22 protein-coding genes are annotated in these 23,746 nt (G+C 45.1%); 14 read left to right on the top strand and 8 right to left on the bottom strand.

Annotated features, from left to right (window positions below; translation table 11 throughout):
• Window positions 1-86: 86 nt before the first annotated feature.
• Window positions 87-1,754 (top strand): glutamine--tRNA ligase, encoded by a 1,668-nt coding sequence (gene glnS / locus L4B77_RS11715; RefSeq protein ID WP_429750599.1) that lies wholly within the window; start codon window positions 87-89, stop codon window positions 1,752-1,754.
• Between the two features lie 165 nt (window positions 1,755-1,919).
• Here glnS and fcrX read toward each other — a convergent pair whose 3' ends face one another.
• Window positions 1,920-2,366 carry a ferric iron uptake transcriptional regulator FcrX gene (gene fcrX, locus L4B77_RS11710; protein ID WP_261837800.1) on the bottom strand — a complete coding sequence of 149 codons (447 nt, stop codon included), beginning with the start codon at window positions 2,364-2,366 and terminating at the stop codon, window positions 1,920-1,922.
• Window positions 2,367-2,573: 207 nt separating this feature from the next.
• Between fcrX and L4B77_RS11705 the strand changes: the two genes are divergently transcribed.
• Window positions 2,574-3,080, top strand: coding sequence for a DUF4442 domain-containing protein (locus L4B77_RS11705; RefSeq protein ID WP_261837799.1), 507 nt, complete (start codon window positions 2,574-2,576; stop codon window positions 3,078-3,080).
• A 95-nt stretch (window positions 3,081-3,175) separates the two neighbouring features.
• Here the strand turns inward: L4B77_RS11705 and fldA are convergent, their stop codons facing one another.
• From fldA to L4B77_RS11690, 3 genes are all read right to left on the bottom strand, one after another.
• Entirely contained in the window at window positions 3,176-3,709 is a 534-nt protein-coding gene (fldA, locus tag L4B77_RS11700; protein WP_261837798.1) for a flavodoxin FldA, read from the bottom strand.
• Between the two features lie 58 nt (window positions 3,710-3,767).
• Window positions 3,768-3,986, bottom strand: a complete 219-nt coding sequence (locus tag L4B77_RS11695; protein WP_009847328.1) for a DUF2788 domain-containing protein — start codon at window positions 3,984-3,986, stop codon at window positions 3,768-3,770.
• 106 nt (window positions 3,987-4,092) lie between these two features.
• Window positions 4,093-4,854 (bottom strand): alpha/beta fold hydrolase, encoded by a 762-nt coding sequence (locus tag L4B77_RS11690; RefSeq protein WP_429750596.1) that lies wholly within the window; start codon window positions 4,852-4,854, stop codon window positions 4,093-4,095.
• 93 nt (window positions 4,855-4,947) lie between these two features.
• Between L4B77_RS11690 and seqA the strand changes: the two genes are divergently transcribed.
• Both seqA and pgm read left to right on the top strand, forming a co-directional pair.
• Window positions 4,948-5,487 carry a replication initiation negative regulator SeqA gene (gene seqA / locus L4B77_RS11685; RefSeq protein WP_261837796.1) on the top strand — a complete coding sequence of 180 codons (540 nt, stop codon included), beginning with the start codon at window positions 4,948-4,950 and terminating at the stop codon, window positions 5,485-5,487.
• A 90-nt stretch (window positions 5,488-5,577) separates the two neighbouring features.
• Window positions 5,578-7,224 carry a phosphoglucomutase (alpha-D-glucose-1,6-bisphosphate-dependent) gene (gene pgm / locus L4B77_RS11680; RefSeq protein ID WP_429750594.1) on the top strand — a complete coding sequence of 549 codons (1,647 nt, stop codon included), beginning with the start codon at window positions 5,578-5,580 and terminating at the stop codon, window positions 7,222-7,224.
• Window positions 7,225-7,346: 122 nt separating this feature from the next.
• Here pgm and L4B77_RS11675 read toward each other — a convergent pair whose 3' ends face one another.
• Entirely contained in the window at window positions 7,347-8,105 is a 759-nt protein-coding gene (locus tag L4B77_RS11675; protein ID WP_429750610.1) for a DUF1853 family protein, read from the bottom strand.
• Window positions 8,106-8,252: 147 nt separating this feature from the next.
• Here L4B77_RS11675 and L4B77_RS11670 point away from each other — a divergent pair, with 147 nt between their 5' ends.
• The gene (locus L4B77_RS11670; RefSeq protein ID WP_429750592.1) at window positions 8,253-9,011 is read left to right on the top strand and encodes a Nif3-like dinuclear metal center hexameric protein; all 759 of its coding nucleotides are present in this window, start codon (window positions 8,253-8,255) and stop codon (window positions 9,009-9,011) included.
• Window positions 9,012-9,647: 636 nt separating this feature from the next.
• Here L4B77_RS11670 and L4B77_RS11665 read toward each other — a convergent pair.
• Window positions 9,648-10,937, bottom strand: coding sequence for a citrate synthase (locus L4B77_RS11665; RefSeq protein ID WP_261837793.1), 1,290 nt, complete (start codon window positions 10,935-10,937; stop codon window positions 9,648-9,650).
• 417 nt (window positions 10,938-11,354) lie between these two features.
• On the opposite strand from L4B77_RS11665, the gene sdhC reads away from it, so the two are divergent.
• From sdhC to sucD, 8 genes are all read left to right on the top strand, one after another.
• The gene (sdhC, locus tag L4B77_RS11660; protein ID WP_261837792.1) at window positions 11,355-11,747 is read left to right on the top strand and encodes a succinate dehydrogenase cytochrome b556 subunit; all 393 of its coding nucleotides are present in this window, start codon (window positions 11,355-11,357) and stop codon (window positions 11,745-11,747) included.
• Window positions 11,741-12,088 (top strand): succinate dehydrogenase, hydrophobic membrane anchor protein, encoded by a 348-nt coding sequence (sdhD, locus tag L4B77_RS11655; RefSeq protein ID WP_010436768.1) that lies wholly within the window; start codon window positions 11,741-11,743, stop codon window positions 12,086-12,088. The genes sdhC and sdhD overlap by 7 nt, the downstream gene beginning before the upstream one ends.
• Window positions 12,089-13,855, top strand: a complete 1,767-nt coding sequence (sdhA, locus tag L4B77_RS11650) for a succinate dehydrogenase flavoprotein subunit (protein WP_429750588.1) — start codon at window positions 12,089-12,091, stop codon at window positions 13,853-13,855.
• 12 nt (window positions 13,856-13,867) lie between these two features.
• On the top strand, window positions 13,868-14,578 hold the full coding sequence (locus L4B77_RS11645) for a succinate dehydrogenase iron-sulfur subunit (protein WP_261837790.1): 711 nt from the start codon (window positions 13,868-13,870) through the stop codon (window positions 14,576-14,578).
• Window positions 14,579-14,675: 97 nt separating this feature from the next.
• Window positions 14,676-17,495 carry a 2-oxoglutarate dehydrogenase E1 component gene (gene sucA / locus L4B77_RS11640; protein ID WP_429750586.1) on the top strand — a complete coding sequence of 940 codons (2,820 nt, stop codon included), beginning with the start codon at window positions 14,676-14,678 and terminating at the stop codon, window positions 17,493-17,495.
• Between the two features lie 21 nt (window positions 17,496-17,516).
• Complete coding sequence (odhB, locus tag L4B77_RS11635) at window positions 17,517-18,725, top strand: 2-oxoglutarate dehydrogenase complex dihydrolipoyllysine-residue succinyltransferase (RefSeq protein WP_261837788.1); 1,209 nt, start codon at window positions 17,517-17,519, stop codon at window positions 18,723-18,725.
• Window positions 18,726-18,931: 206 nt separating this feature from the next.
• Entirely contained in the window at window positions 18,932-20,098 is a 1,167-nt protein-coding gene (sucC, locus tag L4B77_RS11630) for an ADP-forming succinate--CoA ligase subunit beta (protein WP_372041452.1), read from the top strand.
• On the top strand, window positions 20,098-20,970 hold the full coding sequence (sucD, locus tag L4B77_RS11625) for a succinate--CoA ligase subunit alpha (RefSeq protein WP_261837786.1): 873 nt from the start codon (window positions 20,098-20,100) through the stop codon (window positions 20,968-20,970). Before sucC ends, sucD begins: the two co-directional genes overlap by 1 nt.
• A gap of 105 nt (window positions 20,971-21,075) precedes the next feature.
• On the opposite strand, the gene znuB is transcribed toward sucD, so the two are convergent.
• Entirely contained in the window at window positions 21,076-21,861 is a 786-nt protein-coding gene (gene znuB, locus L4B77_RS11620; RefSeq protein WP_261837785.1) for a zinc ABC transporter permease subunit ZnuB, read from the bottom strand.
• Complete coding sequence (gene znuC / locus L4B77_RS11615; protein ID WP_429750583.1) at window positions 21,861-22,640, bottom strand: zinc ABC transporter ATP-binding protein ZnuC; 780 nt, start codon at window positions 22,638-22,640, stop codon at window positions 21,861-21,863. Before znuC ends, znuB begins: the two co-directional genes overlap by 1 nt.
• 83 nt (window positions 22,641-22,723) lie before the next feature.
• On the opposite strand from znuC, the gene znuA reads away from it, so the two are divergent.
• Window positions 22,724-23,608: a zinc ABC transporter substrate-binding protein ZnuA gene (gene znuA / locus L4B77_RS11610; protein ID WP_429750581.1), complete on the top strand. Its 885-nt coding sequence runs from the start codon at window positions 22,724-22,726 to the stop codon at window positions 23,606-23,608.
• Window positions 23,609-23,746 lie beyond the last annotated feature (138 nt).

Genomic DNA, 23,746 nt, shown 5'->3' with positions numbered 1-23,746 from the left:
TCTTTGACCGCCATCAAAAGTGGCCTTTGTCTCGGATATGAAAGATAACTTTCTCTGACAATACTAAATACATAGAGGTGCTATAGATGAGTGAAGCTGAGGCTCGTCCATCGAATTTCATTCGCCAAATTATCGATAAAGATTTAGCGGATGGTACACACAGTAGCGTGCATACTCGTTTTCCGCCGGAGCCGAATGGCTACCTGCACATTGGTCATGCTAAATCTATTTGCTTGAACTTTGGTATTGCTCAGGACTACCAGGGACAGTGTAATCTTCGTTTCGATGATACAAACCCTGAAAAAGAAGACGTTGAATACGTTGAGTCAATTAAGAATGATGTAAGCTGGTTAGGCTTCGAATGGTCTGGTGATGTTTGTTATTCATCCAACTACTTCGATACGCTTTACGCTTATGCTGTGGAATTAATTAATAAAGGCTTAGCATACGTTGACGAGCTAAGTCCTGAGCAGATCCGTGAATACCGTGGCACCTTAAAAGAGCCAGGTAAAGCAAGCCCATATCGTGATCGCAGTCCTGAAGAGAACCTAGCGTTGTTTGAAAAAATGCGTGACGGTGGCTTTGAAGAAGGTAAAGCGTGTCTACGTGCTAAGATCGACATGAGCTCTTCGTTCATGGTGATGCGCGATCCTGTTATCTACCGTGTTCGTTTTGCTCACCATCATCAAACTGCTGACAAGTGGTGCATTTACCCAATGTACGACTTTACTCACTGTATCTCTGATGCGCTGGAAGGTATTACGCACTCTATCTGTACGCTTGAATTCCAAGATAACCGTCGTTTGTACGATTGGGTTCTAGATAACATCACGATTGATTGCCAACCTCGTCAGTACGAGTTTAGCCGTCTAAATCTTGAATACACAGTGATGTCTAAGCGTAAGCTGAACCAACTTGTGGTTGAAAATCTAGTGCAAGGTTGGGATGACCCACGTATGCCTACTATCTCTGGCCTACGTCGTCGTGGTTTTACTTCAAGTTCGATTCGTGAATTCTGTAAGCGTATTGGCGTGACTAAGCAAGAGAACATGATTGAGTTCGGTTCACTTGAATCTTGCATCCGTGATGATCTGAACGAAAATGCACCTCGTGCAATGGCTGTTCTGGATCCAGTTAAGATCGTTATCGAAAACTACGAAGCAGATACCGTAGAAACGCTAACGGTTGCAAACCACCCGAACAAGCCAGAAATGGGTACTCGTGAAGTTCCATTTACCCGTGAAGTTTGGATTGAGCGTGACGACTTCCGTGAAGAAGCAAACAAGAAATACAAGCGTTTGGTTCTTGGCAAAGAAGTTCGTCTACGTGGTGCTTACGTGATCAAAGCTGAACGTATCGAAAAAGATGCAGAAGGTAACATTACGACTATCTTCTGTTCTTACGATAACGAAACACTCGGTAAGAACCCAGCAGATGGCCGTAAAGTGAAAGGTGTTATCCACTGGGTATCAGCTGATAAAGCGCTACCTGCTGAGATTCGTTTGTACGATCGTCTATTCACAGTGGACAACCCAGCCGCTGCTGATGATTTTTCAGCGACGCTTAACCCTGAATCACTGGTTACGCTAAACGGTTTTGTTGAACCTAGCCTAGCGGAAGGTGTGGCAGAGCAAGCGTACCAGTTTGAACGTACAGGCTACTTCTGTGTGGATTCCAAAGATTCTAAAGCAGACGCACTAGTCTTCAACCGCACGGTTGGTCTACGTGACACTTGGGGTAAAACTGAGGCTTAATAGCTAATAGATTAATAGATCTGTTTTTCCAAGTTCTGTTTCTAAAAGCTTAGTTTCTTAAGATGGACTTAATAAAAAACCGGCTTAGAGCCGGTTTTTTTGTGTCTGAATAACTCGTTGAGCTAAATAACGATCGAGCAGATTTTTAGCCCGAATAGAAAACGTTTATTTTGCTTTGTGAGCATCTGGGTTGCCTTTGCAACCTCCGCTAATGCTCTTGCCATATAAGTACAAACTGTGGTTTGTCAGTTTCACGTTATAGCGTTCTGCGATTTGTTTCTGTCTTTCTTCGATAAGCTCATCAGAAAATTCAATAACTTCACCGCAGTCTAGACACACAAGGTGGTCATGATGGTACTGTGTTGAAAGTTCAAATACAGACTTACCGCCTTCAAAGTGGTGGCGCGTTACAATGCCAGCATCATCGAATTGGTTAAGTACACGATAAACGGTCGCAAGCCCAATCTCTTCTCCTAAGTCGATCAGCTTTTTATATAAATCTTCAGCACTAATATGTTGGCACTCTGGCTGTTGTAATACTTCTAAAATTTTGAGCCGTGGAAGGGTCACTTTAAGACCAGCATCTTTTAGCGCTTGATTATTGTCTGACATACACTTTCCTGTTGATGATCTGCAGCAATTAACAGAATTCAATATTAATGCCATTATAGTTTAGTCAGACATAACAATAAACCACGAACTTCAAAGGGTTACTCACTGACATCACAATCTGTTTTGTAAAATGAAAGTATCTCCCTTATAGTGGAGGTACGACCAGTCAAGGTGACGGTGTTTCTGATATGAACATGGAATGTGGTTATGAACAAGCAGCTCGCAAAAATTTACAAACCGAACATTGTAAAGTTCGCACTCAATATTTGGCCACCTTTTTGGGGGGCGGGTATTCGTATTGCCCATATAAGCCCTGACTTTAGAGTCGTTAAGACGATATTAAAGCTACGTTGGTGGAACAAGAACGCCAATCGCACTCAATATGGGGGTAGCATATTTTCTTTAACTGATCCTGTTTACTCCTTGATGTTAATGGGAATTTTAGGGGAGCGATATTACGTTTGGGATAAGGAGGCGAGCATTAACTTCATTAAGCCGGGCCAATCTGACCTGTACGCTGATTTTGAGATAAGCCAAGGACAACTTGACGAAATCTACCGTCAGACACAGCTTGGTGAAAAGTGTTTTCCTGAGTTCATTATCTACGTGAAAGATAAGAAGGGGAATGTGGTATCAGAAATTCAGCGCACTCTGTATGTCAGAAAAAAACCGCAGTTTAGAGAGGATGATGACGCATTAGAAGTTGAGTGCTAATTAATCAGTATAAATCGCAAAAAACCTCCAAGATGGAGGTTTTTTCATATCTACATAATGGTTATTAATTGTAACTATTAACAACCATCAGAGAATTAGTCTTCTAGCTCTGCTAGGCACATCTCTTCGTGGATTTGTTTAACCCAGTTCGAAACACGCTCCTCAGTTAGCTCAGGTTGACGGTCTTCATCGATACATAGGCCAACGAATTGGCTGTCATCGCCTTCAACTAACCCTTTCGATGCTTCGAATTCGTAGCCTTCAGTTGATGTGTGACCTAAGATAGTACCGCCTTTTGCTTCAACGATGTCACGGATAGTCCCCATAGCATCACAGAAGTATTCTGCGTAATCTTCTTGGTCGCCACAGCCAAAGATAGCAACAAGCTTCGTTGAAAAATCAATAGCTTCTAGCTCAGGGAAAAAGTCGTCCCAGTCACATTGTGCTTCGCCGTAGTACCACGTAGGGATACCAAGCAGCAGTAGATCGAAGTTATCGATATCTTCTTTGCTGCTTTTTGCAATGTCTTGAACGTGAACGAGCTGCTTGCCCAATTGCTTTTGAATCATCTTAGCAACAGCTTCAGTGTTACCTGTATCGCTACCAAAGAAGAGACCTACACTTGCCATAGAATCATTACCTTTCATTTTGTCTGTTGTCGGTGTAATAAAGTTCGAAAGAGAATCATTAGATCCCCGTTCCTTCCCAGCTTAGTTGGATTATCCCTTTGGCGATAAAACCCGCACAACCAAGGAAAAGTACTAACCATACGATGCGACGACCAAATGCTGGAACATTACCTTGCTTTAGAACGTCTTTAATTGCCATACCGATCAAAAAGAAAATCGCGGCAAACAGAAGATCCAAACCAACAGATTCAATGATGTTCATGTAATCGTAAAGCATGGGAACCTTATATACCAATTTTGCTTGGGCGCACTATATCACTGTTGTGAGATAAAGTTAATCTGCAGTGATTGTATCGCTCTCTTTATCGGTACGAAAAGAGTGTTTAAGCGATGAACTTTCTAATTGCTCTAAGTACTTCTGTCGGTTTTTCGGCATGCAGCCAGTGACCAGTATTCGCGATAACGTGTGCCTTTGCGTGAGAAAATTGCTGCTGAACGGCGGCTTGATGTTCAGTGGTGAGGTAATCAGAATCCCCACCTTTTATTAGCAAGGTTTTGACCGAGGTTTTCTCGATCGGCGCCCAACCCATAATGCTTGGGTAGTTGCTCAATAACGAAGCAACATTGAAGCGCCATTCCATGATGCCGTGCTCTGCTTTGAACAAAGATTTGGTTAAGAACTGACGAACCCCATCTATTTCGATATGTTTCGAGAGGATCTTTAACGTCTCTGAGCGAGAGGTCGGTTGCTCTTCAATTACGGCTTGCAGGCCCGCGAATACGTTGTTGTGTCGATGTTCTTTGTACGCAATAGGTGCCATATCTAATACGATCAACTTACGCAGTGCAAAATGTTGCGTCAGCGCCATTGCGACTTTGCCCCCCATTGAATGACCGATCACTGTGACCTCTTTCAGTGCCAGATCATTCAACAGTTGAGCGACATCTTGTGCCATTGCTTGATAATCGTGAATGTCACTATGGAAAGATTGACCGTGGTTGCGTAGATCGAGGCTAAGCACCTGATGATCGGCTTTGAGATCCCTAGCCAGCAAGCCAAGGTTGTCTAAGTTACCGAATAATCCATGGATCAAAACGATGGTGTGACCCTCACCTTCAATTTTATAGTTGAGCTGTAGTGACATTTTTCTCTTATTCATGGTGGGTTTGACGTAGAGTATCCGCGCGGATCTCGCTATAATCATCCAGAGTTTAAACATTGAGATTGTGAAAAGCGAATGAAAACAATTGAGGTTGATGAAGACCTATACCGTTTTATTGCGGGTCAGACAGAACGTATTGGCGAAAGCGCTTCAGATATTCTGCGTCGCTTATTACAGGTTGATAGCCAAGGTAAGGTTCCGATTGAAGATATCGTTGAACCAAAAGGTATCGTTGTTAGTAAAGAGGTAGGTTTTACTCTAGAGAAGTTAGATGGCGTTAAAGAAATGCGTTCATTACTAATATCAGATGAGTTTGCATCACTAAAGAAAGCCATTGATCGTTTCATGCTTGTGTTATCTACACTGCATAAAATCGACCCTGAAAGCTTTTCAGAAGCAACTCAAGTTAAAGGCCGTAAGCGTGTTTATTTCGCAGATAACGAAGCAACGTTGTTAGCCAATGGTAACACCACCAAGCCTAAAGCGATTCCACAAAGTCCTTTTTGGGTGATTACTAATAATAATACTAGCCGTAAAAGACAAATGATTGAGCAGCTTATGAGCCGTATGAGTTTCCAAGCTGAATTGATAGAAAAAGTCACCGGTTCAATTTAGCGAAATCTGATTTAAACCTCATAATATCCATGGATAAGAAGATATTATGAGGTTTTTTTGTTTGTAAGTTTTATATAAGGATGTCGAAAAATGGCTATGCACCCTCGTGCTGGGCAGAAAGCTCAGCAGGAAGATCTTCATAATATCCCGGCTTTAGTTGCTAACTATTTCTTACAGCAACCGGATGCGAGTAACCCAGATCATAAAGTATTGTTCGGTACATCAGGTCACCGTGGTACTGCAGATAAATCAACATTTAACGAAAACCACATTCTAGCGATTGCACAAGCAGTTGCTGAAGTTCGTGCCGCTCAGGGCACAACGGGCCCACTTTTCTTAGGTAAAGATACTCACGCTCTATCTGAGCCTGCATTTTCTACGGTTATCGAAGTGCTTGTCGCGAATGGCGTTGAAGTGATTATTCAAGAAAACAATGGTTTTACGCCAACACCGGGTATTTCGCACGCGATTCTTACGCATAACCTCGTGAATGACAAAAAAGCTGATGGCATTGTTATCACGCCTTCACACAACCCACCACAAGACGGCGGTATCAAATACAACCCAACACACGGTGGCCCGGCAGAAGCTGAATTGACTCAAGCGATTGAAGACCGTGCAAACGCGATCATTGCTGAGCAAATGCAAAGTGTTAAGCGTACGCCTATCGCACAGGCGAAACAGTCTGAGTTAGTAAAAGAAGTTGACCTAGTGGCACCATACGTCGCTGATTTGGTGAACGTTGTGGATATGGAAGCGATCCAGAAAGCAAACATCAAGATTGGTGTCGATCCACTGGGTGGCAGTGGTATTGATTACTGGCGTCAAATTGGCAAAGCGTACAATCTCGATCTTACTCTGGTCAATGAAGCGATTGACCCTTCATTCCAATTCATGTCTCTCGATAAAGATGGCGTGGTTCGTATGGACTGTTCATCTCCTTACGCAATGGCAGGCTTACTGGCGCTAAAAGACGAGTACGCTCTCGCGTTTGGTAATGACCCAGATTACGATCGCCACGGTATCGTGACACCGAAAGGTTTGATGAATCCAAACCACTTCTTAGCGGTTTGTATTGATTACCTATACCGTAACCGTGAAGGTTGGGGTAAAGACGTGGCTGTGGGTAAGACACTGGTATCAAGCGCATTAATCGACCGCGTAGTGGCTGACTTAGGTCGTGAGCTTTGCGAAGTGCCTGTTGGATTTAAATGGTTTGTCGATGGTCTATACAACGGTCAGTTTGGTTTCGGCGGTGAAGAGAGTGCGGGTGCCTCCTTCCTACGTAAAGACGGCACGCCTTGGTCAACCGATAAAGACGGCCTGATTCTTTGCTTACTTGCGGCTGAGATCACAGCGGTGACAGGTAAGAACCCACAAGAATACTACGAAGAACTGGCCGCTAAACACGGTGAGTCTAAGTACAACCGTATTCAAGCGGTAGCCAATGGCGCACAAAAAGACGTGCTTAAAAAGCTATCTCCAGAGATGGTTTCTGCTGAGATGCTGGCTGGTGATCCAATTACAGCCCGCTTAACGCACGCTCCAGGTAACGGTGCGGCGATTGGTGGTCTTAAGGTGACGACTGAGAACGGTTGGTTTGCTGCTCGTCCATCCGGTACTGAAGACATCTACAAGATCTACTGTGAAAGCTTTAAAGGTGAAGAGCACCTGAAAGCCATCGAAGCAGAAGCTCAAGAGATTGTGAACCAAGTATTTGCAGCGGCTGGTCTGTAATCGAAATTTGATTACTGGATCTAAAAGCTAAATAGATAGAAGGGTTGATGTGAAAGCATCAGCCCTTTTTATTTATGCTGGTTGCGTGTAAGCGGGAAAGGTAAGTGAGATCACTCAGACGACTAACCGTGTGGCCAACTTTGTGGCATCACAAACCAGAATTGCCCAGACTTGGTTTGCCCATGGACGAAGCGATCACCAAACTCGGTGATAGGCTGACTGCTGAAATCATCCGTCCCGGCCGCCCATTGCTCTTTGGTGAGAGGGTAGAGCGCTTCAGTGATTAAATGCGCTTGGCTTTGATAACACCAAAAGCCGTTAACTTGGCTGGAGTTAATGTCGTAGCCTAAACATTCAGTCGGTACATTTTGCTCCAAGAAAGGGTTGGTGTATAAGCGTCCTTGCATAAGTAGGTGCTTTGAGTCGACATCGATCTCCGGATATTGCTCAATAAACGCTGCAGAAGAGGACATTTCGAGCTGGTGGCCGAGCATTCTAGCGAGCTTTTTGTCCAATTGATCGTGAGAGTTGGGTCCAAACCATGTTTGTTCATGGAGCAGATAAAACTTAATCGCCACTTCCCAATGTTCCCGCTTTTGGCTGCTCGAATCTTCAAGAATAAAGTCGATTGCGCCTAGTGTTCTGCCTGCTACATTGATCTGAATCTCTTCGTATTTTATTGAATAATTCGCTGAGGCTTCGATGACTTGTCTACACAGATGTTGGTAGAGGAAACCTAACCTAGGGTTACCATGGTATGTGTGCGCTGAGTCAATGACATAGTCGCTTAAAAAGACATTGAGATTCGATACCGGTGGCTTGATTTCCAGTAACGGCGGCGAGTCGATGACCCATTGGTAAAAGCGTTGCAGTGCTGTCATCGGTTCCTCGTAAATTTCGGTCATCGGTTCGTCATCAACATAGCTCTTGATAAACATTGCCCTTGATAAACATAGCCCTGGGGCTTTCGACATTCTACCTGTAAATTGATATAACGGCGTTAATATAAAGGTAAGCTGGAAATAAAAATGAATAACTTACAATTAGAAAAGCGACTTAACGAAAAACTGCAACCGCAGCAGATCAAAGATTACTGCCCCAATGGTTTGCAAGTTGAAGGGGTATCAGATGTGGAGCGCATCGTAACAGGTGTCACGGCCTCTCAGGCGCTCATTGATAAAGCGGTAGAGTTGAACGCAGACGCTCTATTGGTTCACCACGGCTTCTTTTGGAAAGGCGAGTCAGAAGCGATTCGTGGCATGAAAGGCAAGCGCATTCGTACCCTGATTAAAAATGACATCAACCTTTTAGGTTACCATCTCCCTCTTGATATTCACCCTGAACTTGGCAACAACGCAAAATTGGCAGAGTTACTTGAGATAGAAGTCGAAGGCGGTTTGGAAGGGCACCCCCAATCGGTAGCTATGTTTGGCAAATTAAAAACACCAATGACAGGTTCAGAGTTTGCCGAAAAAATTGACCGAGCTCTGAATCGCAAGCCTCTGCATATCGCTCCAGAAAACCAAGAAAAAATGATTACGACGGTTGGTTGGTGTACTGGTGGTGGTCAAGACTACATTGAGCTTGCAGCCTCTCAGGGGATTGATGCATTTATCTCTGGTGAAATTTCAGAGCGCACTACTTACTCAGCACGCGAGCAAGACATTCATTATTTTGCTGCTGGTCACCACGCCACTGAGCGATATGGCGTAAAAGCGTTAGGTGAATGGTTAGCGAAAGAGCATGGCTTGGATGTTGAGTTTATTGATATCGATAATCCGGTATAAGAGAAGTTGCGAGATGAGGGATACAAGTCGAGAGTATGCATCATTTTCTAGAATTGAGCAGGTAACCTGTAGAGTTTATCTGCTCGCTTAAGGAGATCCCCAACTCGCTCGTTCCTCGCTCTTGAGGATGACGACATTGTTTCGCTCTATAAGTACCGTCATTCCCTAGACTGACGAAGGAAGGAATAGGGAATCTTTGAAGGTTCTCTATAAACTAAATGAGATCTCCAGCTCATTCGCCCCTCGTTCTTGGGGATGACGACACGGTTTCGTTTTCTATAGGCACCGTCATTCCCTAGACAGACGGAGGAAGGAGTAGGGAATCTCTGAGAGCTTGTCGATACAATGAATGAGATCCCCAACTCACTCGTTCCTCGTTCTTGAGGATGACGACATGGCTTCGTTTTATAGGCACCGTCATTCCCTAGACTGACGGAGGAAGGAGTAGGGAATCTCTGAAGGTTCTCTATAAACTGATTGAGATCCCCAACTCACTCGTCCCTCGTTCTTGGGGATGACGATATTATTTTATTCGTTTACTTCGCACTCTTGAGGATGACGGAGTTGAGAGCGTACAAAAGAAAAGGGGTTGATGTTCGCGCATCAACCCCTTTAACCAATCATGCTTTATAAAGACTATTCACGTTCGTGAAGCGCTTTAAAGTCACGTTGTTCTTCACCAGTATACAGCTGACGAGGACGGCCGATACGATTCGTCGGATCGCTGTGCATTTCGTTCCAGTGCGCAATCCAACCTATGGTGCGAGACATTGCGAAGATCACAGTGAACATCGAGACAGGAATACCGATTGCTTTCAGAATGATACCTGAGTAGAAATCGACGTTCGGGTATAGCTTCTTAGAAACAAAGTACTCATCAGAAAGAGCGATACGCTCCAGTTCCATTGCTACATCTAATAGTGGATCTTGGATGTTGAGCTCTTTCAGTACTTCGTGACACGCTTCGCGCATAACGGTAGCTCGTGGGTCGTAGTTCTTGTAAACACGGTGACCGAAACCCATCAAACGGAATGGGTCATCTTTGTCTTTTGCTTTCGCCACGTATTCTTCAATGTTATCGACACTACCAATCTCTTCAAGCATGCGCAGACAAGCTTCGTTTGCACCGCCGTGAGCAGGGCCCCAAAGTGATGCGATACCTGCTGCGATACATGCAAACGGGTTGGCACCGGATGAGCCCGCAAGACGTACAGTAGACGTTGAAGCGTTTTGTTCGTGATCAGCATGTAGTGTAAAGATCTTATCCATTGCGCGCGCAACGATAGGGTTCACTTCATACTCTTCACATGGGTTTGCAAACATCATGTGTAAAAAGTTTTCTGCGTAACCTAGATCGTTACGTGGGTAAATAAACGGTTGACCGATTGAATATTTGTAACACATCGCGGCCAGTGTCGGCATTTTTGAAATTAAGCGGTAAGCCGCGATTTCACGGTGTGTGTCGTTGTTGATATCAAGTGAGTCGTGGTAGAACGCCGCTAGCGCGCCGACAACACCACACATTACTGCCATAGGGTGAGCGTCACGACGGAAGCCGTGGAAGAAACTCGCGATTTGCTCATGCACCATAGTGTGACGTGTCACGGTAGTCTTGAACTTTTCGTACTCAGCTCGAGATGGGGCTTCACCGTAAAGAAGTATGTAACATACTTCTAAGTAATCAGCGTTATTGGCAAGTTGGTCAATGGGATAACCACGGTGTAAAAGAATACCTTTTCCACCATCAATAAAAGTGATTTGAGACTCACAAGATGCAGTGGCAAGAAAACCCGGGTCAAAAGTGAAAAAACCATTCGAACCCAGTGTACGAACATCGATCACGGGTGTACCAAGTGCACCTTCTGTAATCGGCAGTTCGATCGGAGCATGACCTTCAATGTGAAGGGTAGCTTTCTTATCCGCCATAACAATCTCCTTTGTTTATTATTTTATCCGTCCAGGATGTTTATGTGTCATTTTTTTACTGGTCTTAGGTCTGAAAGTCAATTCTTCTGCTGCTTTGTGTGCACTTGTTAGTGTTTTTTACATTAAATTCGTTAAAAATCTGGTCTGTGTAGCATTATTTGTTACATCAATTGTATTAGAATGTTGCCAGTCGTATAGTGACGCTGAAAAGTTTGGTTAACACCTTATAAATGCAAGGCTAAGAAGGTATGTGAGGCGTCTTTCTTAATCTGGCGATTAACAGTTATTTTACAATTATCTAAAGCTCAACTTCGGTTATTTGTTAAGTTAGTGTTAAATTTTAACGGTTAGCGATCAAATTTTGTCCATAACAATATCATAAGGTTATTTAATGACCATAATGCTCAATGGAGCTGAGTGAGCAAGCCCGTGAAAGAAAGAAAAACAAGACCTGTTAATTTAGATTTACAGACCATCCACTTTCCGATCACAGCAATAGCTTCCATCCTACACCGTGTGTCTGGGGTGATAACTTTTGTCGCGATTGGAATTCTGCTTTGGTTACTATCCATTTCCCTCTCATCCCCAGTAGGCTTTATGGAAGCGAGCGACATTGTCGACGGTTTCTTCGTGAAGTTTATTCTGTGGGGCATTTTAACTGCTCTAGCTTACCATATTGCGGGTGGTATTCGTCACCTTCTTATGGATCTTGGTCATTTTGAAGAGCTGGAGTCTGGCGCTAAGAGCGCTAAGGTTGCATTCGCAGCAACTGCGATATTGTCTCTACTTGCGGGGATCTTAGTATGGTAAACAACGTTTCTACTTTTGGTCGTAATGGTGTCCACGATTATCTACTGATTCGTGCGACGGCCATCATTATGACGCTTTACACTATCTACCTAGTCAGCTTCTGTGCTTTCTCTGGTGATATCTCTTATGCATCTTGGACGCAATTCTTTGGTGGGACCTTCACGAAAGTCTTCACTATGTTAGCGCTTACTTCTGTTTTGGTTCATGCCTGGATCGGCCTTTGGCAAGTTCTCACTGACTACATCAAATGCGCAAAATTGCGTGTTGGTCTTCAAGTTGGTGTTGTTGCCGTTCTTTTGGGATATTTCTTCTCTGGTCTGTTTATTTTGTGGGGTGCGTAAGTGACTATTCCTGTTCGTGAGTTTGATGCCGTAGTGATCGGCGCTGGTGGTGCAGGTATGCGTGCCGCACTGCAAATTTCTGAGCAAGGCCTATCTTGTGCATTGCTTTCTAAAGTTTTCCCTACTCGTTCTCATACGGTTTCAGCGCAAGGCGGCATCACGGTTGCTCTAGGTAACGCGCATGAAGACCATTGGGAACAACACATGTATGACACAGTAAAAGGTTCTGATTACATCGGTGACCAAGACGCTATCGAATACATGTGTAAAAACGGTCCTGAGTCGGTAATCGAACTTGAAAAAATGGGCCTACCTTTCTCTCGTTTTGAGAACGGGACGATTTACCAGCGTCCTTTCGGTGGTCAATCTAAAAACTTTGGTGGTGAGCAAGCGGCTCGTACCGCAGCGGCAGCCGACCGTACGGGTCACGCTCTGCTTCACACGCTTTACCAACAAAACATTAAACACAAAACGACCGTTTTCTCTGAGTGGTATGCACTGGATCTTGTTAAGAACGAAGAGGGTGCAATCTTAGGTACTACTGCGCTTTGTATGGAAACGGGTGAGGTTTGCTACTTCAAAGCGAAGGCAACAATCCTTGCGACTGGTGGTGCGGGTCGTATTTACGCATCAACAACCAATGCACATATTAATACTGGTGACGGTGTTGGTATGGCCATTCGTGCCGGCGTACCGATGCAAGACATCGAAATGTGGCAGTTCCACCCAACTGGTATCGCTGGTGCTGGTGTATTGGTAACCGAAGGTTGCCGTGGTGAGGGAGGGTACCTGCTTAATAAAGATGGTGAACGCTTTATGGAGCGTTACGCCCCCAACGCTAAAGACTTAGCGGGGCGTGATGTTGTTGCTCGTTCAATGATGGTTGAAATTCGTGAAGGTCGCGGTTGCGATGGCCCTTGGGGTCCTCACATTAAGCTTAAGCTTGATCACCTAGGTGAAGAGACGCTGGAATCTCGTCTACCGGGTGTCTGTGAGCTTTCTCGTACCTTTGCTCACGTAGATCCAGTGAAAGAGCCCATTCCTGTTATCCCAACATGTCACTACATGATGGGGGGCGTTCCAACTCAGGTTTCTGGTCAAGCAATTAAACAAGCTGAAGATGGTTCAGACGTTGAAATTCAAGGTCTATTCGCTTGTGGTGAAATCGCATCAGTATCAGTACATGGTGCTAACCGTCTAGGTGGTAACTCACTGCTTGATTTGGTGGTATTTGGTCGTGCGACAGGTCTACACCTAGGTGAGACTCTCAAGAAGCAAGACGAAGCGAAACCTGCAACTGAAGCTGACATTGAGCGTTCACTAGAGCGTTACAACCGTTGGGAAAACAGTACAGACGGCGAGGACCCAGCGCAAATCCGTAAAGATCTTCAGCAATGTATGCAGAATAACTTCTCTGTATTCCGTGAAGGTAAAGCGATGGCTGAAGGCCTAGAAGAGCTTAAAGCGATTCGTGAGCGTTTGAAGAATGCACACTTAGCGGATAAGTCTACAGAGTTCAACACGCAACGTATCGAGTGTCTAGAGCTTGAAAACTTGATGGAAACAGCGTTCGCAACCGCCGTTGCTGCTAACTTCCGTACTGAGAGTCGTGGTGCTCATGCTCGGTTTGACTTCCCTGACCGCGATGATGAGCAGTGGCTATGTCACTCACTGTACAACCCTGAATCAGAAAGTATGACTAAGCGTGGCGTAAACATGGAACCAATCCATCGTGAAGCGTTCCCGCCGAAAGCACGTACGTACTAAGGAGATATGACCATGAAACTGAATTTCTCTTTATACCGTTACAATCCAGATGTTGACCAGAAGCCTTACATGAAAGAATACACCCTTGAGGTGGATGAAGGTTCAGACATGATGCTTTTGGACGCCCTTATCCTGTTGAAAGAGCAAGATCCATCGATCTCATTCCGCCGTTCGTGCCGCGAAGGTGTGTGCGGTTCGGATGGTCTGAACATGAACGGTAAAAATGGCCTAGCGTGCATTACTCCTTTATCTGCTTTGAAAGGCGATAAGATTGTAATCCGTCCATTGCCTGGTTTGCCCGTTGTTCGTGATTTGATTGTCGATATGACTCAATTCTACGATAACTACGAAAAAGTGAAGCCATTTCTCGTATCAGACGGCAATGTGCCGCCGGCTCGTGAAAACTTACAAAGCCCTGATGAACGTGCTCATTTGGACGGATTGTACGAATGCATCATGTGTGCATGTTGTACAACGTCATGCCCATCGTTCTGGTGGAACCCTGATAAATTCATCGGACCAGCTGGCCTACTTGCAGCATACCGTTGGCTAATTGATAGCCGAGATACAGCGACAGACGAACGTTTGTCCGATCTTGATGATGCATTTAGCGTTTTTCGTTGCCATGGCATCATGAATTGTGTAAGTGTTTGTCCTAAGGGATTAAATCCAACGAAAGCGATTGGTCACATTAAGACCATGCTGGTAAATCGTTCGGTTTAAGTGATAAAAATTGCCGCCCTAGAGACGTTTTGGGGCGGTCTTTTAATTGCTCGGCTTTGACCGCAGCAAATGTGAAAACTACTGGTTAAGGGAAAATATGCACAACGGCGTGATGAAGGCATGGCTCGAGTCTTCACACTTGGCTGGCGCCAATGCAACGTACGTAGAAGAACTCTATGAACAGTATCTAAGTGACCCCGATTCGGTAAGTGACGAATGGAGAGGTGTTTTCGAAGCATTGCCTGTGCAAGCTTCTGAGACAGTGGAACAACCACACTCTCGTGTTCGTGACTACTTCCGTCGTCTCGCTCAAGAAACAAAGCATTACAGTGTCCAAGTTAGTGATCCAGATGTCGATGCGAAACAAGTAAAGGTTCTGCAACTTATTAATGCCTATCGATTCCGAGGGCACCAAGCAGCAAACCTAGACCCTCTAGGTTTATGGAAAAGAGCGACAGTTGATGAACTGGACCCTTCTTTCCACACTCTTACCGAAGATGACCTCAATGAGACGTTTAACGTCGGCTCTTACGCCATTGGCCAAGAGACGATGGTGCTTAAAGATCTCTACAAATCTCTAAAACAAACATATTGTGGCTCTATTGGTGCTGAATACATGCACATGACAAATACAGAGCAAAAGCGTTGGATTCAACAACGTTTAGAGTCTGTATCTGGTCAACCCTCTTTCAATAAAGAAGAAAAGAAAGCTTTCCTAGAAGAGTTAACGGCAGCCGAAGGTCTTGAGCGCTATCTTGGCGCAAAATTCCCTGGCGCTAAACGTTTCTCCTTAGAAGGAGGGGATGCTCTTATCCCAATGACGAAAGAAATCATTCGTCATGCTGGTGGACAAGGCATGCGTGAAGTTGTTGTTGGTATGGCTCACCGTGGTCGTCTAAACATGTTGGTTAACGTGCTTGGTAAAAAACCACAAGACCTGTTTGACGAATTTGCGGGCAAGCATAACGATGATTCGTGGGGGACTGGTGATGTGAAATACCACCAAGGCTTTTCTGCGGACTTTGCAACACCTGGCGGCAACGTTCACTTAGCTCTCGCATTTAACCCATCTCACTTAGAAATCGTAAACCCGGTAGTTATCGGTTCCGTGCGTGCTCGTCAAGATCGTTTAGATGACAAAGACGGCAGCCGCGTACTTCCTATTACTATCCATGGTGACTCAGCTATCGCTGGTCAGGGCGTCGTACAAGAGACGTTTAACATGTCTCAAGCTCGTGGTTTCTGCGTGGGAGGCACGGTCCGTATTGTTGTAAACAACCAAGTTGGTTTTACAACGTCTAATCCTCGTGATACACGCTCTACGATGTACTGTACCGATATTGCAAAGATGGTTCAGGCTCCGATTTTCCACGTTAATGCTGATGACCCTGAAGCGGTGGCTTTCGTTGCGCGTCTTGCATTGGATTACCGTAATACGTTTAAGCGTGATGTTGTTATTGATTTGGTTTGTTACCGTCGCCACGGTCACAATGAAGCCGATGAGCCGAATGCAACACAGCCTTTGATGTACCAAAAAATCAAGAAGCACCCAACGCCACGTAAGCTTTACGCTGACGTGCTAATGGAGCGCGGTGAGTTTGGTATTGATACCGCAACTCAACTCGTTAACGAATATCGTGATGCACTTGATCATGGTGAAGTTGTGGTTAAAGAGTGGCGCCCAATGGCACTTCACTCAGTAGACTGGACGCCTTACCTTGGTCACGACTGGAATATCGAGTGGGATAACAAGATTGATATCGAGCGCCTGAAAGAGCTTGGCAGCAAACTTTGTCAATACCCAGATAGCCACAAGCTGCAAAGCCGAGTAAATAAACTGTACAACGATCGTACTGCCATGGTGAATGGTGAGAAACAAGTCGATTGGGGTATGGCTGAAACTCTGGCTTACGCAACACTGGTTGATGACGGTAAGCGTATTCGTATCTCAGGCCAAGATTCAGGTCGTGGTACCTTCTTCCACCGTCACGCGGTACTGCACAATCAATCAGATGCAAGCACCTATGTTCCTCTTGCGAACATTCATGATAAACAAGGGCCATTCCAAGTGTTTGACTCGGTGTTATCTGAAGAAGCGGTACTCGCATTTGAGTATGGTTATGCGACAGCAGAGCCAAGCGGTCTAACCCTTTGGGAAGCACAATTTGGTGACTTCGCAAACGGTGCACAAGTTGTTATCGACCAATTCATTTCATCCGGTGAGCAAAAGTGGGCACGTCTGTGTGGCCTAACGATGCTGCTTCCTCACGGTTATGAAGGCCAAGGTCCAGAGCACTCTTCTGCTCGTCTTGAGCGTTACCTTCAGTTATGTGCTGAACAAAACATGCAGGTTGTTGTTCCTTCAACACCCGCTCAGGTTTACCACATGATTCGCCGTCAGGTTGTTCGACCAATGCGTCGACCACTGATTGTAATGTCACCTAAGTCATTGCTTCGTCACCCTCTGTGTACTTCTTCTCTTGAAGATTTGGCAGAAGGCACGTTCCAACCAGCTATCGCAGAAATTGATGATCTGGCACCAGAGAACGTAAAACGCGTCGTGTTCTGTTCAGGTAAGGTTTACTTTGACCTGCTTGACCAAAGACGTAAGAACGAGCGAGACGATGTCGCTATTGTACGTATTGAACAACTTTACCCGTTCCCTTATGAGGACGTGAGAGCTGCCATCGCACAGTACACAAATGTTGTTGATTACGTTTGGTGTCAAGAAGAGCCACAAAACCAAGGTGCTTGGTACAGTAGCCAACATAATTTCCGAGCTGCTATCCCAGTAGGTGCTGATATTCAATACGCAGGTCGACCTGCATCAGCATCCCCAGCTGTTGGCTATATGTCGGTACACTTGAAACAACAAAAAGCGTTGGTAGACGACGCATTGACCCTACTTAAGAACTAGAAGTAAAAGGAAAATACGCACATGACAATTGAAATTCTGGTTCCAGATTTACCTGAATCTGTGGCGGATGCAACAGTGGCGACTTGGCATAAAAAACCGGGCGAAGCAGTTGCTCGTGATGAAGTCATTGTAGATATCGAAACAGATAAAGTCGTTCTAGAAGTGCCGGCTCCTGAAGCGGGTGTTCTGGAAGCTATCATCGAAGAAGAGGGTGCTACGGTACTTTCTAAGCAGCTTCTGGCTAAAATCAAACCGGGTGCTGTCGCGGGTGAACCGACGAAAGATACTACTGAAGATACCGAAGCCTCTCCTGATAAGCGCCATAAAGCTGCGCTTACCGAAGAGAGCAACGACGCACTAAGCCCAGCCGTTCGTCGCCTACTTGCAGAGCACAGTCTACAACCCGCAGACGTTAAAGGCACTGGTGTTGGCGGTCGTATTACTCGTGAAGATATCGACGCACATCTAGCAGCAGCGAAAGTGGCTCCGGCAGCTGTATCTGCACCTGCAGTTGAAGCGCCAGCAGCGGCTCGCAGCCAAAAACGTGTGCCGATGACTCGTCTACGTAAGACTGTGGCAAACCGTCTTCTTGAAGCGAAAAATAGCACAGCCATGCTGACTACTTTCAACGAAGTGAACATGAAACCAATCATGGACCTTCGTAAACAGTACAAAGACCAATTCGAGAAGCGTCATGATACGCGTCTTGGTTTCATGTCTTTCTACGTGAAAGCAGTAACGGAAGCGCTGAAACGTTTCCCTGAAGTGAACGCTTCTATCGATGGTACAGATATTGTTTACCACAACTACTTTGACATCAGCATGGCGGTATCTACGCCACGTGGCCTTGTGACGCCTGTACTGAAAGACTGTGACACACTCGGTTTCGCTGACATCGAAAAAGGCATTAAAGAGCTCGCAATCAAAGGTCGTGACGGCAAGCTAACGGTGGATGAACTGATGGGCGGTAACTTCACTATCACAAACGGTGGTGTATTTGGATCTCTGATGTCTACGCCAATCATCAACCCGCCTCAAGCGGCAATTTTGGGTATGCACAAAATCCAAGATCGTCCAATGGCTGTTGATGGCAAGGTAGAGATACTGCCAATGATGTATTTAGCGCTTTCTTACGACCACCGTCTCATCGATGGCCGTGAATCAGTTGGATTCCTTGTGACTATTAAAGAGCTTCTAGAGGATCCAGCACGCCTGCTATTAGACGTTTAGTATCGCTAAAACGTCGAGTTAACCTCGTTAGCTATACGTGAAAAGTTTCAAAGGCTAGGCTGCTCAACGTCTGGCCTTCACTTGAACTGTTAAGCCATTCGAAAATGGACAGCAGTTGATTTGAGAAGACCCTACAGACGAACCACAGGAAACTGTGTCGTTATGGAAATAATAATCCCTTAAGGGAAAATAAACGGAATATCAAAATGAATTTGCATGAATACCAAGCCAAACAGCTGTTTGCAGAATTCGGTTTGCCTGTACCAGAAGGTTTCGCATGTGATACAGCACAAGAAGCTTTTGAAGCTGCGGGTCGTATCAGTACAGCCAAGAAAGTTGTTAAGTGTCAGGTACACGCTGGTGGCCGCGGTAAAGCGGGCGGCGTAGAGCTACATGACACGAAAGAAGGCGTAAAAGAGTTTGCACAAAAGTGGCTAGGTAAAAATTTAGTGACTTTCCAAACCGACGCGAATGGTCAGCCTGTAACAAAGATCCTAGTTGAAGAAGCATCGAACATTGCTAATGAACTCTATCTAGGGGCTGTTGTTGACCGTACAACGCGTAAAATAGTATTCATGGCGTCAACCGAAGGCGGTGTTGATATTGAGAAAATCGCGGAAGAAACTCCAGAGTTAATTCACCAATCAGCGATCGATCCTCTTGTTGGCCCTCAAGCTTACCAAGGCCGTGAACTGGCGTTCAAACTTGGTTTGGTTGGCGATCAAATTAAACAGTTCGTTAAGATCTTTATGGGTCTTGGTGAAATGTTCTCTCAGTACGACCTCGCTCTACTAGAGATCAATCCACTTGTCATTACAAGTGAAGGTAATCTTCTCTGTCTTGACGGTAAAATCAACATTGACTCAAACGCAATGTACCGTCAGCCAAAACTTCGTGAAATGCACGATCCTTCACAAGAAGATGAACGCGAAGCGCATGCCGCTCAGTGGGAACTGAACTACGTAGCACTAGACGGCAACGTTGGCTGTATGGTTAACGGTGCAGGTCTTGCAATGGGTACGATGGATATCGTAAACCTACACGGTGGTAAGCCAGCAAACTTCCTTGATGTAGGCGGAGGCGCAACGAAAGAGCGTGTCGCTGAAGCATTCAAGATCATCCTTTCAGATGACAATGTTAAAGCCGTTCTCGTCAACATTTTCGGTGGTATCGTTCGTTGTGACATGATCGCTGAAGGTATTATCGGTGCGGTTAAAGAAGTCGGCGTAACTGTACCAGTGGTTGTTCGTCTAGAAGGTACAAACGCGGACCTAGGTCGCGAAGTCCTTGCTAATTCTGATGTTGATATCATTGCAGCTGAATCGCTAACAGATGCTGCTCAGAAAGTTGTTGCTGCTGCGGAGGCTAAATAATGTCGGTATTAATTAACAAAGACACGAAAGTAATCTGTCAGGGTTTCACTGGCGGTCAAGGTACATTCCATTCGGACCAAGCTATCGCCTACGGTACGCAAATGGTTGGTGGTGTTTCACCTGGTAAAGGTGGGCAAATTCATCTAGGCCTTCCCGTATTCAACACGGTACGTGAAGCCGTAGAAGTGACTGGCGCAACGGCAACGGTTATCTACGTTCCAGCCCCTTTTTGTAAAGATGCCATCTTAGAAGCGATTGATGCCGGTATCGAACTGATTGTAACGATCACGGAAGGTATCCCGACCATCGATATGATCGACGTGAAAGTGAAGCTAGAAGAAACTGGCGTTCGCATGATCGGTCCTAACTGTCCCGGCCTAATCACTCCAGACGAGTGTAAGATTGGCATCATGCCTGGCCACATCCACAAGAAGGGTAAAGTGGGTATCGTATCTCGTTCAGGAACTTTGACTTACGAAGCAGTTAAGCAAACAACTGATGAAGGTTTTGGTCAGTCTACATGTGTTGGCATCGGTGGTGACCCAATCCCAGGTTCAAACTTCATTGATATCCTAAAACTTTTTCAAGAAGACCCAGAAACTGAAGCTATCGTCATGATTGGTGAAATCGGTGGTACTGCGGAAGAAGAAGCCGCTGAGTTCATCAAAGCAAACGTAACTAAGCCCGTTGTCTCTTACATTGCTGGTGTTACTGCTCCTCCGGGCAAACGTATGGGCCACGCCGGCGCAATCATCTCTGGTGGTAAAGGTACTGCTGAAGATAAATTCGCCGCACTAGAAGCCGCAGGCGTTAAGACGGTTAACTCTCTTGCTGACATCGGTAAAGGCCTACGTGAAATCACAGGTTGGTAATCAGCTGACGTTTATCGGCTGAGATAGATACTAACTCAATGATATTAAAAAGGCTTGGTCACTACTGACCAAGCCTTTTGTTTTCAAATATATAAAATCGTACTACTACGCACGAGTCTTTATCATTTGCGAAAGCATAAACATTGCCGCAGCACTAATAACAACCGATGGGCCCGCAGGCGTGTCATAGAACCAAGATAAGCTTAACCCTCCGCATACCGCAATCGAACCAATTACCGAAGCTAGCAAGGCCATTTGTTCAGGTGTATGCGCGAACTTCCTTGCTGTAGCGGCTGGGATGATCAGCAATGATGTCATGATTAACGCACCAACAAACTTCATACCCACCGCAATCACAATACCGACAAGCAGCATCAAAATCAGGCGCATTAAATCAATGTTGATGCCGTCAACCGCCGCCAGATCTTCGTTAACCGTCGTGGACAATAGTGGTCGCCAAAATACAGTAAGTACTAAGCCAACCACAGCGGCACCTGCATAGATGAAGACCAAATCAGTGGGTGATACTGCAAGCAGATCTCCAAATAAGTAGCTCATAAGGTCGACTCGAATATTGTCTAAGAAACTGACCGCAACCAAACCTAAAGAGAGCGCACTGTGTGCCAATATTCCGAGTAAAGTGTCGGTCGCAACGAGTTTTTGTTTTTGTAAGGTCACTAGCAACACGGCCAGCATCAAACAACAAATCAACAGCGCGAAGTACAAATTAATATTGAATAGAAAACCAAGCGCTAAGCCCATCAAAGAGGCGTGAGCTAGGGTGTCTCCAAAGTAAGCCATCTTTCGCCAAACCACAAAAGAGCCTAGTGGTCCCGCGATTAGAGCAATGCCCAAACCAGCTAAAATAGAGGGAAGAAGAAACTCAAGCATTAATGGTGTCCGTGTTTATGGTTTGAACATTCATGTGCGCCGCCCTTTACGGGTTGGCCAGCGAGATCATGATGGTGATGTTCGTGTTGGTGGTGATAAAACGCCAGCGTCTCTTGGGTTGCGGTGCCAAAGAGTGCAATATACGAAGGGTGGTGTTTGATGTCTGCGGGCGCGCCTGAACAGCAGATATGGTGGTGCAAACAGATAACATCGTCTGTTTTTGCCATCACTAAATGCAGATCGTGTGAAACCATAAACACGGCACAACCAAAGCGGTGACGGATGGTATCAATCAAGTCATAAAGGTCGATTTGCCCCTGCACGTCAACCCCTTGAGCCGGCTCATCAAGGACCAGTAGGTCAGGCCTTCTTAGTAATGAACGAGCAATGAGCACGCGTTGGTTTTCGCCACCTGATAACTGGTGCATGTTGCTCTTTTGCAGATGTTCTGCTCCAACGAGTTTTAATGCTTCTAGGATCTCTTGCTGGCTGAACTTGCCAGTGAGCTTAAGAAAGCGTTCTACGTTGAGAGGCAGTGAATCATTGAGCTTTAATTTTTGTGGAACATAGCCAATTTTCAGTTTTTTGTTTTTTTTTATTGTGCCTGAAAATTTGGTTTGCAACCCCAGTACCACTTTGACCAGTGTGGACTTTCCAGCACCGTTTGGCCCAATCAGGGTGGTAATTCTGCCGCGCTCTATATTGAGAGATATGTTGTCTAGAACTTTCCGACCATCAAATTCGACGCTCACAGAATCTAGTTGGATTAAGTTATCCATGAATAGAACTCATTTGCAATTCACTAATGTTATAATGTAACATTTACCTCAAGCCTACGCTACTTTTCTATTATCGAGGGATTATGTCACGTTCATCTTTTATACTTGCTACTTTGCTTTTAGCGCCAAGTGTTGCAAGTGCCAATACTATTCTAACAAGCTTTAAACCTATTCAAATGATTGTCACGGAATTAACGCAGGGCGTCAGTGAGCCTGAGGTGTTAATGAACAGCAATGCTTCGCCGCATGATTATGCGCTTAAGCCATCGGATGTCAAAAAAGTTCACAGTGCCGATATGGTTATCTGGTTTGGCCCTGACCTAGAAGCGTTTTTGACGAAGGTGATTGGCTCGAAAGAAAATGTCATTCAGATAAGCTCAATCCCAGGAATTGCGCTAAGAGAATTTGGACATCAAGACCATGACGCTCATGAAGGGCATCATCATGGCAGTCATGACCCACATTTTTGGCTAGGGATCGATCAAGTTAAAGTTGCCGCAAAATTTATTTCAGCGAAATTGATGGAAACGGATCCAGATAATGCAATGGCGTATCAAGAGAACCTCGATTCATTTTTAATCGCGTTGAAAGAGAAAGAACACTCTATTCGTGCTCAACTGGCACCAGTCAAGGACAAAGGTTATTACGTTTTTCATGACGCATATGGTTACTTTGAACAAGAGTTTGAACTGAACAACTTAGGTCATTTTACCGTTAGCCCAGATCGCAAACCTGGAGCAAAGAGCTTGATTGAGATTAAGAAAACATTAGTGCGAGACAAGGTTCAATGTGTTTTCGCTGAACCTCAATTTACCCCGACAGTCATTGAGTCCGTCACTCGTGGAAGTAATACCAAACAAGGGAAGCTTGATCCTATGGGTTCAAATATTGAAGTGAAAAGTGGAAGTTATTTCGATTTTCTTCAACAAGTCACCGACAGCTACACAAGCTGTTTAAGCTCAAAATAATCAATAACGCGTATTCCTTACTCTATTTTACTCTCGATAATTTATGAATTATGCCGCTTTTTGCGGCATTTTCGTGACCGCTAAGATAAAACCTTCCAACAAACAAGAAACCTTCTTTCTCCTTTGATAATTTCCGCT

This window comes from Vibrio minamisatsumaniensis (genome assembly GCF_050337445.1).
Taxonomy (GTDB): Bacteria; Pseudomonadota; Gammaproteobacteria; order Enterobacterales; family Vibrionaceae; genus Vibrio; species Vibrio artabrorum.
This window is presented reverse-complemented; position numbering and strand designations above follow the sequence as displayed.

Bases quoted from the DNA above. Each gene is read 5' to 3' on its own strand.
- glnS (WP_429750599.1), top strand. From the start codon at position 87: ATGAGTGAAGCTGAGGCTCGTCCATCGAATTTCATTCGCCAAATTATC.
- fcrX (WP_261837800.1), bottom strand. From the start codon at position 2,366: ATGTCAGACAATAATCAAGCGCTAAAAGATGCTGGTCTTAAAGTGACC.
- L4B77_RS11705 (WP_261837799.1), top strand. From the start codon at position 2,574: ATGAACAAGCAGCTCGCAAAAATTTACAAACCGAACATTGTAAAGTTC.
- fldA (WP_261837798.1), bottom strand. From the start codon at position 3,709: ATGGCAAGTGTAGGTCTCTTCTTTGGTAGCGATACAGGTAACACTGAA.
- L4B77_RS11695 (WP_009847328.1), bottom strand. From the start codon at position 3,986: ATGCTTTACGATTACATGAACATCATTGAATCTGTTGGTTTGGATCTT.
- L4B77_RS11690 (WP_429750596.1), bottom strand. From the start codon at position 4,854: ATGTCACTACAGCTCAACTATAAAATTGAAGGTGAGGGTCACACCATC.
- seqA (WP_261837796.1), top strand. From the start codon at position 4,948: ATGAAAACAATTGAGGTTGATGAAGACCTATACCGTTTTATTGCGGGT.
- pgm (WP_429750594.1), top strand. From the start codon at position 5,578: ATGGCTATGCACCCTCGTGCTGGGCAGAAAGCTCAGCAGGAAGATCTT.
- L4B77_RS11675 (WP_429750610.1), bottom strand. From the start codon at position 8,105: ATGACAGCACTGCAACGCTTTTACCAATGGGTCATCGACTCGCCGCCG.
- L4B77_RS11670 (WP_429750592.1), top strand. From the start codon at position 8,253: ATGAATAACTTACAATTAGAAAAGCGACTTAACGAAAAACTGCAACCG.
- L4B77_RS11665 (WP_261837793.1), bottom strand. From the start codon at position 10,937: ATGGCGGATAAGAAAGCTACCCTTCACATTGAAGGTCATGCTCCGATC.
- sdhD (WP_010436768.1), top strand. From the start codon at position 11,741: ATGGTAAACAACGTTTCTACTTTTGGTCGTAATGGTGTCCACGATTAT.
- L4B77_RS11645 (WP_261837790.1), top strand. From the start codon at position 13,868: ATGAAACTGAATTTCTCTTTATACCGTTACAATCCAGATGTTGACCAG.
- sucA (WP_429750586.1), top strand. From the start codon at position 14,676: ATGCACAACGGCGTGATGAAGGCATGGCTCGAGTCTTCACACTTGGCT.
- odhB (WP_261837788.1), top strand. From the start codon at position 17,517: ATGACAATTGAAATTCTGGTTCCAGATTTACCTGAATCTGTGGCGGAT.
- sucC (WP_372041452.1), top strand. From the start codon at position 18,932: ATGAATTTGCATGAATACCAAGCCAAACAGCTGTTTGCAGAATTCGGT.
- sucD (WP_261837786.1), top strand. From the start codon at position 20,098: ATGTCGGTATTAATTAACAAAGACACGAAAGTAATCTGTCAGGGTTTC.
- znuB (WP_261837785.1), bottom strand. From the start codon at position 21,861: ATGCTTGAGTTTCTTCTTCCCTCTATTTTAGCTGGTTTGGGCATTGCT.
- znuC (WP_429750583.1), bottom strand. From the start codon at position 22,640: ATGGATAACTTAATCCAACTAGATTCTGTGAGCGTCGAATTTGATGGT.
- znuA (WP_429750581.1), top strand. From the start codon at position 22,724: ATGTCACGTTCATCTTTTATACTTGCTACTTTGCTTTTAGCGCCAAGT.